The sequence below is a fragment of the Halomonas sp. BM-2019 genome (assembly GCF_017584085.1).
On sequence record NZ_CP071922.1, the window covers coordinates 3,464,452 to 3,473,919 of the forward strand.

Consider the following 9,468-nt stretch of genomic DNA (forward strand, 5'->3'; position numbering starts at 1 on the left):
CGCCGGCCCGACGGTGCAGCTCGCCCTGGCGCGCCGGGCTCAGTTCATGGCGTCGATAGCGAAGATACTGGGCAAAGAGCGGATGGAAGCACAGCCACTGGGCATGGGGATCCGGGCGCTCCAGGAAGAGCCCCGCACCCTCCAGCTGCTCGAGGTGCGAGGTGAGCCCCTCGTCCTCCAGCAGCCGGGCCACCAGCGGCGGCGAGAAGCGCTCCAGCACCCCAAGCTGCAGCAGCAGCTGGCGCGCCTCCGCCGCCAGGGTCTGCGCCAGCAGGTCGTCGAACCAGGCGACGAAGTCGGGATGGGTGCCGTCGAGGCGCTCCACCAGGCTGTCGAACCCGGCCCGGGTGGTGGTGCGGGCGATCAGCCACTCCAGCGCCAGGACCCAGCCACCGGTGCGGCGCAGCGCCCGCTCCAGGCTGACCCGCGCCGGCGGATAGCTGAGCTGTTCGGCGCACAGGGTCTGGGCCTCCTCCAGGTCGAAGGCCAGCTCGTTGGCGCCAATCTCCTCCAGTTCGCCGCGCAGGCGCAGCGCCGGCAGCCCCAGGGCCGGCCGGGTCCGCGAGATCCAGGTGAGGGTGAGCCAGGGTGGCTGGTGGCGCAGCCAGAAGGTCAGGCCGGCCAGGATCTCGGGATGCTGGAGGTGCTCGGCCTCGTCGAGCACCAGCCGGGCGGGCTCGGCGGCGGCCGGCAGCTCGGCCAGCCAGGCCTCCAGGGCATCGGCCAGGCTCCCCGCGGCCGGGGGCAGGGAGCGGTCGAGCAGGCCCTCCAGCAGGGCCCGGAAGTAGGCGGCGAAGCGCACCGGGTTGTCGTCCCGGGCGTCCAGGCGCCACCAGGCCGCCGGCTGCTCCAGGGCCGGCAGGCGCTCGGCCACCAGGGTGCTCTTGCCATAGCCGGGCGGCGCCTGCACCAGCAGCAGGCGCACCCGCTCGTCGAGCACGAAATGGTCATTGAGGCGCGACCGCGCCACCAGGCTGAGCGGCAGCGGCGGCGGCACGAGCTTCTCCTGGATCAGTGGCATCGGCGCTCCCCTGGCGAGGCCTCTCTCCGGGGCCCGTCGCTTGTGATACTACAGCATACAAGAAGCCCGCGTCCGAAGGCGCGGGCAAGATCGAAACAGCGAGCAGGGCCCGGCCTCCTGCCGGGACCCGGGAGCCTGTCGGGCTCAACCGATCGTCGCGTGGCCGATCAGCGGTGAGTCCGACGGGCTCCCCACTCAGAACCAGACTTCGGTCTGGACGCCGAAGCTCCACTGGCCACCGGTGAAGCCGTCCTCGCCGAAGCTGCCGTTGAAGCCGTTCAGCTCCCTATCCCAGTCGGTGTAGGAGGCGAAGGCACGGATCTCGGGCCGCCGCCAGAAGCCGCCCACCTGGGGCTTGAAGGTGGGCGCGATGGTCAGCTTGCCCCAGTTGCCGCTGACGGCGTTGCCGCCCTCGCCCTGGTCGAGGTCCATGTACTGGTAGCTGCCCTCGTACTGCATCTCGAAGTTCTGGGTGATCTCGTTGGCCAGGCGCACGTTGAGGGTCGCCCAGTCGAAGCGGTCGCCGGATGCGAAGCGGTCCTTGCTGGTCTCGGCCAGGATCGCCGGGGCGATGCGCCAGTTGGGGGCCAGGTAGGTGGTGCCATAGACGCCGAGGCGGGTCGACTGGGCGTCCTCGGTCAGGCCGCCGCTGCTGCCGAGCCCCTTGACCTCGGCACCCAGGCCCTGGCCGTGCAGCAGCGCCACCTTGAAGTTGCCCTGGCCCAGACCGAAGAAGCTGTCGCCGTGGTAGGCCACCATGGTGTGCCAGCCGCTGTCGGCGGCGGTCTGGCCGACGCCGATATCGCGCTCGTCGTTGTCGGCGGCGGAGATGCCGTTGACCATCCACTGCCAGTTGCCGAAGTAGTTGTTGGCGGTGAGGATCAGGCTGTCGGTGCTGCTGGTCAGGCCCGGGTCCTCGCGATCGACCTGGAAGTCGCTGAAGCTGCGCCCATAGAGCGAGAAGTTGGAGCGCCAGTTGTCGGCCAGCTGGACGTCGTAGATGCCCGCCCCGGTACCGGCCAGGAAGACGAAATCGGTGTCGAGCCAGTGGATATCGAAGTTGTCGCGGTCGAAGCGCTTGCCCGCCCAGATGGTGGAGTTCTCGAAGGCGCCGGTGAAGGTCGGCAGGTCGCTGAGCTCGACGAAGACATTGCGAACGTTGAGGTTGGAGTCGTCGTTCCAGTCGTTGCTGGTGGTGGTGCCGTCGGCCATCATGAAGTGATAGCGCGCCAGGGCGCCATTGTCATACCGCATCCGGTAATCGACCTTGGCCTCGGCGTAGGTATCGTCCTCATTACCCAGCCGGCCGACACTGCCACCGAACGGGCCCGCCGGTGTTACGCCGGGGCCGCCCGGGATGCTCTTGCGATCCTCGCCCAGCAGCAGCCCGGAGCGGGCATAGGCGCCGAAGGAGAAGCCCTCCTCACCGCTGGCCTGGCGCTCGACCCTGGCCAGGCGCTCCTCCACCTCCTCGGCGGAGAGACGACCCTCGGCCTGGGCTTCGGCGAGTTCAGCCTGGGTCTCGGCAATTGTGGCCCGCTGCTCGGCGGCGGCGAGGCGTGCCTCGACCTCGGCCAGGCGCGCTTCGAGATCCGTCGACTGGGCGCTGGCGGTGGCGGCCAGGACAACCCCGGCGGCGGCGATGGCAATGGCGAGCGGTGTCTTGAAGGTGGCAGCATTCATGATCGCTTATTCCCCTGTTGTTATCCGTGATGGTGCACCGGGGGAGATGACCGTCGCGGCATCCCCCTTGTCGTGTCAGCGTCTCTTCGTCGATCACGCTCGCCTCCCCCCTGGCGGCGACCCCCTTGTCGATCGTTCCCACAGGAACTGTGACGTTTAAGTCCCGAGGCGCTTTCCTGCGCCAGGGCGATGTGAAGAGCACGGCCAAAACTTAATCGTTTAAGGTCGCTCGCTCAACGCCACCTGGGGAAATTGCGACCAATGTCTAATACGGCACGGGGAACTTCGATGAATCGACGAGCATCATCATTATTTGCCTGCTTCATAGTGGGCGAGCGCCGACCTCACACTAGACAAAAGTCTAGGTTGAAGGGGCTCGGCCCCATGGTCTTTACTTAGCGCCACGATCTTAATCGTTTAAGATCACCTGCCAGCGCTGTCTCTGGACAGCGCTGCCTCCTATAACAATCCAAGAAACGCCGACGAGGATTTCATGATGTACCCGAAACCACTGATCGCCGCCGTCGCCCTGGGTGCCGCCTCCCTGGCCGGCGCCGGCCAGGCCCAGGCGGCCGACCTGACCATCTCCTGCGGCGCCGTGGGCACCGAGCTGACCCTCTGCCAGCAGGGCGTGCGCGCCTGGGAGGAGGCGACCGGTCACAGCGTCGACATCGTCTCCACCCCCAACTCCTCCACCGAGCGGTTGTCGCTCTACCAGCAGATCCTCTCCGCCAACTCCCGGGACATCGACGTCTTACAGATCGACGTCATCTGGCCGGGCCTGCTGGGCAACCACCTGCTCGACCTCGCCGAGGTGCTGGGCGAGGACGCCGCCGAGGGGCACTTCCCGGCCATCGTCGAGAACAACACCGTGGGCGGCCGCCTGGTGGCCCTGCCGTGGTTCACCGACGCCGGGGTGCTCTACTACCGCGCCGACCTGCTGGAGCAGTATGGCTTCGAACCGCCCGAGACCTGGCAGGAGCTCACCGAGATCGCCCGTACCATCCAGGACGCCGAGCGTGAGGCCGGCAACGGGCGCATGCACGGCTTCGTGTTCCAGGGCCGCGCCTACGAGGGCCTGACCTGCAACGCCCTGGAGTGGATCGCCAGCTTCGGCGGCGGCACCCTGGTGGAGGCCGACGGCGAGATCAGCATCAACAACGACCGTGCCGCCGCGGCGCTCGACCTGGCGGCCAGCTGGATCGGCGAGATCTCCCCGAGCGGCGTGCTCAACTACACCGAGGAGGAGGCCCGCGGCGTCTTCCAGGGCGGCAACGCGGTATTCATGCGCAACTGGCCCTACGCCTGGGCCCTGGCCCAGAGCGAGGGCAGCGAGGTGCGCGGCAAGGTGGGCGTGGTCAAACTGCCCCATGGCGGCGAGGGCGGCAGCGCCGCGGCTTCGGGCGGCGACAACCAGAGCGCCGCGGCTTCGGGCGGCGAAACCCAGAGTGCCGCGACCCTGGGCGGCTGGAACCTGGCGGTCTCCCGCTACAGCGAGAACCCCGAGCTCGCCGCCGATCTGGTCGCCTTCCTGACCGGCCACGACGAGCAGAAGCGCCGCGCCATCCAGGGCGCCTACAACCCCACCCTGGCGGCCCTCTACCAGGATGAGGAGGTGCTCGAGGCGGTACCCTTCTTCGGCGAGCTCTACGACACCTTCGTCAACGCCGTGGCCCGCCCCTCGGCGGTGACCGGCGACGCTTACGGCCGCGTCAGCAACGCCTTCTTCAGCACCTCCCACGACGTGCTCTCCGGCAGCAAGAGCGGCGAGCAGGCCGTGGCCGACCTCGAGCGCGACCTGTCGCGCGTCAAGCGCCGCAACTGGTAACCCAGGAGCCTTCCATGAGTACGACCCTCGACGACAGCGCGCCCGCCGTGGCGCGCCCCCCGGCCAAGGCCTACCGCAGCACCAAGGTGCGCCGTCAGCGCGTCAAGGCCGCCTGGACCTTCCTGGCACCGATGCTGGTCGCGCTGACCCTGGTGGCCGGCTGGCCGCTCGTGCGCACCTTCTACTTCAGCTTCACCGACGCCTCCCTCGCCGACCTCAGCAACGTCTTCTTCGTTGGCCTGGAGAACTACCTGGTCTACGACGACGGCCAGTGGTACGGCGTGCTCGCCGACCCCATCTGGTGGCGCGCGGTATGGAACACCTTCTACTTCTCCATCGTCTCGGTGTCGCTGGAGGTGGTGTTCGGCATCATCGTGGCGCTGATCCTCAACGCCGAGTTCAAGGGCCGCACCTTCGTGCGCGCCGCGGTGCTGATCCCCTGGGCGATTCCCACCATCGTCTCGGCGCAGATGTGGGCCTGGATGCTCAACGACCAGTTCGGGATCATCAACGAGCTGCTGATGGCGCTGCGCATCATCGCCGACCCCATCGCCTGGACGGCGGATGCCAACTACTCCATGTGGGCGGTGATCATGGTCGACGTCTGGAAGACCACCCCCTTCGTCGCCCTGCTGGTGCTGGCCGCCCTGCAGATGCTGCCCAAGGACTGCTACGAGGCCGCCGAGGTGGACGGCATCCACCCGGTCAGGGTGTTCTTCAAGGTGACCCTGCCGCTGATCACCCCGGCGCTGATGGTGGCGGTGATCTTCCGCCTGCTCGATGCCCTGCGGGTGTTCGACGTCATCTACGTGCTGACCTCCAACTCCACCAGCACCATGTCGATGTCGATCTACGCCCGCCAGCAGCTGGTCGAGTTCCAGGACGTGGGCTACGGCAGTGCCGCCTCGACCCTGCTGTTCCTGATCATCGCCCTGTCCACCATCGCCTATCTCTACCTGGGCCGTAAGCGTTTCAACCTGGGAGGTGACGCATGACCTCGCGCCAATTCAACAAGCTCGCCACCCGCATCGGCTTCTGGGCCCTGGTGGCCTTCGTGGTGGTCATCGCGGTGTTCCCCTTCTATTACGCCGTGATCACCTCCTTCAAGCCGTCCAGCGACCTGTTCCGGGTCGAGCTGTGGCCCAGCACCTGGAGCCTGGCCAACTATGTCCAGGTGTTCACCCAGCGCAGCTTCATCCAGGCGATCTTCAACTCCATCCTGATCGCCACCAGCGTGGTGTTCATCGCCCTGCTGCTCGGCATCACCGCCTCCTACGCCCTGGGCCGGGTGCGCTTCCGCGGCCGTTCCACGGTGCTGCTGGTGATTCTCGGCGTCTCCATGTTCCCCCAGGTGGCGGTGCTCTCCGGACTGTTCGAGGTGATCCGGGCGCTGAATCTCTACAACAACCCGGGCGGCCTGATCCTCAGCTACACCATCTTCACCCTGCCCTTCACCGTCTGGGTGCTGACCACCTTCATGAAGCAGCTGCCCATGGAGCTGGAGGAGGCCGCGATCATGGACGGCGCCACCCCCTGGATCACCATCACCAAGGTGTTCCTGCCGCTGATGTGGCCGGCCATGGCGACCACGGGACTGCTGGCCTTTATCGCCGCCTGGAACGAGTTCCTGTTCGCCCTGACCTTCACCCTCACCGACAGCCAGCGCACCGTGCCGGTGGCCATCGCCCTGCTCTCCGGGGGCAGCGCCTACGAGCTGCCCTGGGGCCCGATCATGGCCGCCTCGGTGGTGGTCACCGTACCCCTGGTGATCCTGGTGATCATCTTCCAGCGGCGCATCGTCTCCGGCCTCACCGCCGGCGCGGTCAAGGGGTAAGCCTCCCATGTCATTCACGGAATCCAAGATGCAAGACAACACCCTCTGGTGGCGCGGCGGCGTCATCTACCAGATCTACCCGCGCAGCTTCATGGATGCCAACGGCGACGGCATCGGCGATCTCAAGGGCATCACCGAGAAGCTGGAGTACGTGGCGAGCCTGGGCGTGGACGGCATCTGGCTGTCGCCCTTCTTCACCTCGCCGATGCTCGACTTCGGCTACGACGTCAGCGACTACTGCGACGTGGACCCGATGTTCGGCACCCTGGACGACTTCAAGGCGCTGCTTGCGAAGGCCCATTCCCTGGGCCTCAAGGTGATGATCGACCAGGTGATCAGCCACTCCTCGGACCAGCACCCCTGGTTCCAGGCGAGCCGCGCCGATCGCACCAACGCCAAGGCGGACTGGTATGTCTGGGCCGACCCCAAGCCGGACGGCACCCCGCCCAACAACTGGCTGTCGATCTTCGGCGGCTCGGCCTGGACCTTCGACTCGCGCCGGCGCCAGTACTACCTGCACAACTTCCTGACCAGCCAGCCGGACCTCAACTTCCATCACCCGGAGGTGCGCCGGGCGCAGTTGGACAATATGCGCTTCTGGCTGGAGCTGGGGGTCGACGGCTTCCGCCTGGATACCGTCAACTTCTACTTCCACGACGCCGAGCTGCGCGACAACCCGCCGGTGCCGGCGGGCGAAGCCAAGACCCTGGGCGCCCCGGACGCCAACCCCTACACCTGGCAGCGCCACGTCTACGACCTGAGCCGCCCGGAGAACCTCGACTTCCTGCGCGAGCTGCGCGCGCTGATGGACGAGTTCCCCGGCACCACCACGGTGGGCGAGATCGGCGACGACAACCCCTTGGAGCGCATGGCCGAGTACACCGCCGGCGGCGACAAGCTGCACATGGCCTACACCTTCGACCTGCTCAACGAGCCCCACTCGGCGGCCTATCTCCGCGAGGTGATCGAGCGCTTCCAGCGCCTGGCCGGCGATGCCTGGCCCTGCTGGGCGCTCTCCAACCACGACGTGGTGAGAAGCGCCACTCGCTGGGGCGCAGACGAGGATCCCGTCGCCTATCCCAAGGTGGCGCTGGCGATGCTCTTCTCGCTGCGCGGCAGCGTCTGCCTCTACCAGGGCGAGGAGCTGGGCCTGATGGAGGCCGAGGTGCCCTTCGAGCGTATCCAGGACCCCTACGGCAAGGTGCTGTGGCCGGAGTTCAAGGGCCGCGACGGCTGTCGCACCCCTATGCCCTGGAGCGACGACAGCCAGGGGGGCTTTACCGCCGCGGGCGTCGAGCCCTGGCTGCCGGTGGAGGCGCGTCAGCTGCCGCTGGCCGTGGCCGCCCAGCAGGACGACCCGGACTCGGTGCTCAACGCCGCCCGCCGCCTGCTGGCCTTTCGCACCGCCCATCCGGCGCTGGTCGGCGGCGACCTCGAACTCGTCGAGGTGGGCGATGAGCTGCTCGGCTTCGTCCGCGAGACGAGCGAGGAGCGGCTCCTCTGCGTCTTCAACCTCACCGGCCAGCCCCGGGAGACCCGGCTACAGCTGGCGGTGCGTGCCCCCCTCGAGGGGCACGGTTTCACCCACGAGCACGACGGCGACACCCTGCACCTGCCCCCTTACCAGGCCGCCTGGTTCGCTCTCTGAGCCACACTGACAACAACAGGCCGGCCCGCGGCGAACCATTCATCACCAAGCCACAACCGGGCCGGCAAGGAGACACCCCCATGGCAAGCGTCATCCTCGACAAGGTCAACAAGATCTTCGGCAGCACCCATATCATCAAGGATGTGGACCTCGACATCGGCCAAGGCGAGTTCGTGGTCTTCGTCGGCCCCTCCGGCTGCGGCAAGTCGACCCTGCTGCGGCTGATCGCCGGGCTGGAATCGATCAGCGACGGCGAGCTCTCCATCGGCGACACCGTGGTCAACGAGCTGCCGCCCCGCGAGCGCGGCGTTGGCATGGTCTTCCAGTCCTACGCCCTCTACCCGCACATGACGGTCTACGAGAACATGGCCTTCGGCCTCAAGCTGGCCAAGACCGCCAAGGAGACGGTCCACGAGCGGGTCATGGCCACCGCCCGCATCCTGCAGCTCGAGGAGTTGCTCGAGCGCAAGCCCAAGGCGCTCTCCGGCGGCCAGCGCCAGCGCGTGGCCATGGGCCGCGCCATGGCCCGGGAGCCGCGCATCCTGCTGTTCGACGAGCCGCTCTCCAACCTCGATGCCTCCCTGCGCGTGCAGATGCGCAACGAGATCGCCCGCCTGCACCAGCGTCTCGAATCCACCATGATCTACGTCACCCACGACCAGGTGGAGGCCATGACCCTGGCCGACAAGATCGTAGTGCTCAACGCCGGCCGGGTGGAGCAGGTGGGCAGCCCCCATGAGCTCTACCAGCGCCCGGCGACCAAGTTCGTGGCCGGCTTCATCGGCTCGCCGACCATGAACTTCCTGCCGGCCTCCCTGGTGGCCGGCGACGCGCGCGGCTGTCGGGTGCGCACCGCCGGCATCGGCGAGCTGGCCCTGCCCCAGGACACCCGCCACCATGCCGCCGGCGAGGCGCTGACCCTGGGCGTGCGCCCCGAGCACCTGCGCCTGGCCGAGGCCAAGGGCGACAACGCCTTCGAGATCGTCAACGTCGAGTACCTGGGCAACGAGGTCTATGTCTACCTGGCGCCCAAGGCCGGCGAGACCCTGCTGATCCACCGCAGCGAGGCTCCCAGCGCCTGGCGGGTCGGCCAGCAGGTGGCCCTGGCCCCCGACCCCGAGCACGTCCACCTGTTCGACGACCAGGACCGGGCACTCGGCGTCGCCCCGGCTCGAGCCGTGGCCTGATGACCGACCGCAATCCCCGTCAGGAGGCGAGCATGGCGACACGACAGCTCGGTGGCGACCCGGAGTGGTGGCGCGGCGCGGTGATCTACCAGGTCTATCCGCGCAGCTTCCAGGACAGCCGCGGCGACGGCATCGGCGACCTCCAGGGGGTGATCGACCGCCTCGACTACATCGCCTCGCTGGGCGTCGATGCCATCTGGCTGTCGCCCTTCTTCACCTCGCCGATGAAGGACTTCGGCTACGACGTCAGCGACTACCGCGGCGTCG

General features: G+C 67.8%; 8 protein-coding genes. 6 read left to right on the plus strand and 2 right to left on the minus strand.

The genetic code is table 11. The annotated features are described in order from the left end of the window. Together J5F18_RS17190 and J5F18_RS17195 are read right to left on the minus strand one after the other, a co-directional pair. The coding region (locus J5F18_RS17190; RefSeq protein ID WP_346299754.1) for an AAA family ATPase at positions 1-1,021 on the minus strand (1,021 nt) is incomplete at its 3' end. 195 nt (positions 1,022-1,216) lie between these two features. After that, entirely contained in the window at positions 1,217-2,704 is a 1,488-nt protein-coding gene (locus J5F18_RS17195; RefSeq protein ID WP_346299755.1) for a carbohydrate porin, read from the minus strand. Positions 2,705-3,200: 496 nt separating this feature from the next. Here J5F18_RS17195 and J5F18_RS17200 point away from each other — a divergent pair, with 496 nt between their 5' ends. From J5F18_RS17200 to J5F18_RS17225, 6 genes are all read left to right on the plus strand, one after another. Then, positions 3,201-4,532, plus strand: coding sequence for an ABC transporter substrate-binding protein (locus tag J5F18_RS17200; RefSeq protein ID WP_346302263.1), 1,332 nt, complete (start codon positions 3,201-3,203; stop codon positions 4,530-4,532). 14 nt (positions 4,533-4,546) lie between these two features. Next, positions 4,547-5,527 carry a sugar ABC transporter permease gene (locus J5F18_RS17205; protein ID WP_346299756.1) on the plus strand — a complete coding sequence of 327 codons (981 nt, stop codon included), beginning with the start codon at positions 4,547-4,549 and terminating at the stop codon, positions 5,525-5,527. Beyond that, entirely contained in the window at positions 5,524-6,366 is an 843-nt protein-coding gene (locus J5F18_RS17210; RefSeq protein WP_346299757.1) for a carbohydrate ABC transporter permease, read from the plus strand. Before J5F18_RS17205 ends, J5F18_RS17210 begins: the two co-directional genes overlap by 4 nt. Positions 6,367-6,394: 28 nt before the next feature. Beyond that, on the plus strand, positions 6,395-8,014 hold the full coding sequence (locus J5F18_RS17215) for an alpha-glucosidase family protein (protein ID WP_346299758.1): 1,620 nt from the start codon (positions 6,395-6,397) through the stop codon (positions 8,012-8,014). Positions 8,015-8,094: 80 nt separating this feature from the next. Beyond that, complete coding sequence (gene ugpC, locus J5F18_RS17220) at positions 8,095-9,201, plus strand: sn-glycerol-3-phosphate ABC transporter ATP-binding protein UgpC (RefSeq protein WP_346299759.1); 1,107 nt, start codon at positions 8,095-8,097, stop codon at positions 9,199-9,201. A gap of 32 nt (positions 9,202-9,233) precedes the next feature. Next, positions 9,234-9,468 (plus strand): alpha-amylase family glycosyl hydrolase (locus J5F18_RS17225; protein WP_346299760.1); only part of this gene is annotated, 235 nt, incomplete at its 3' end.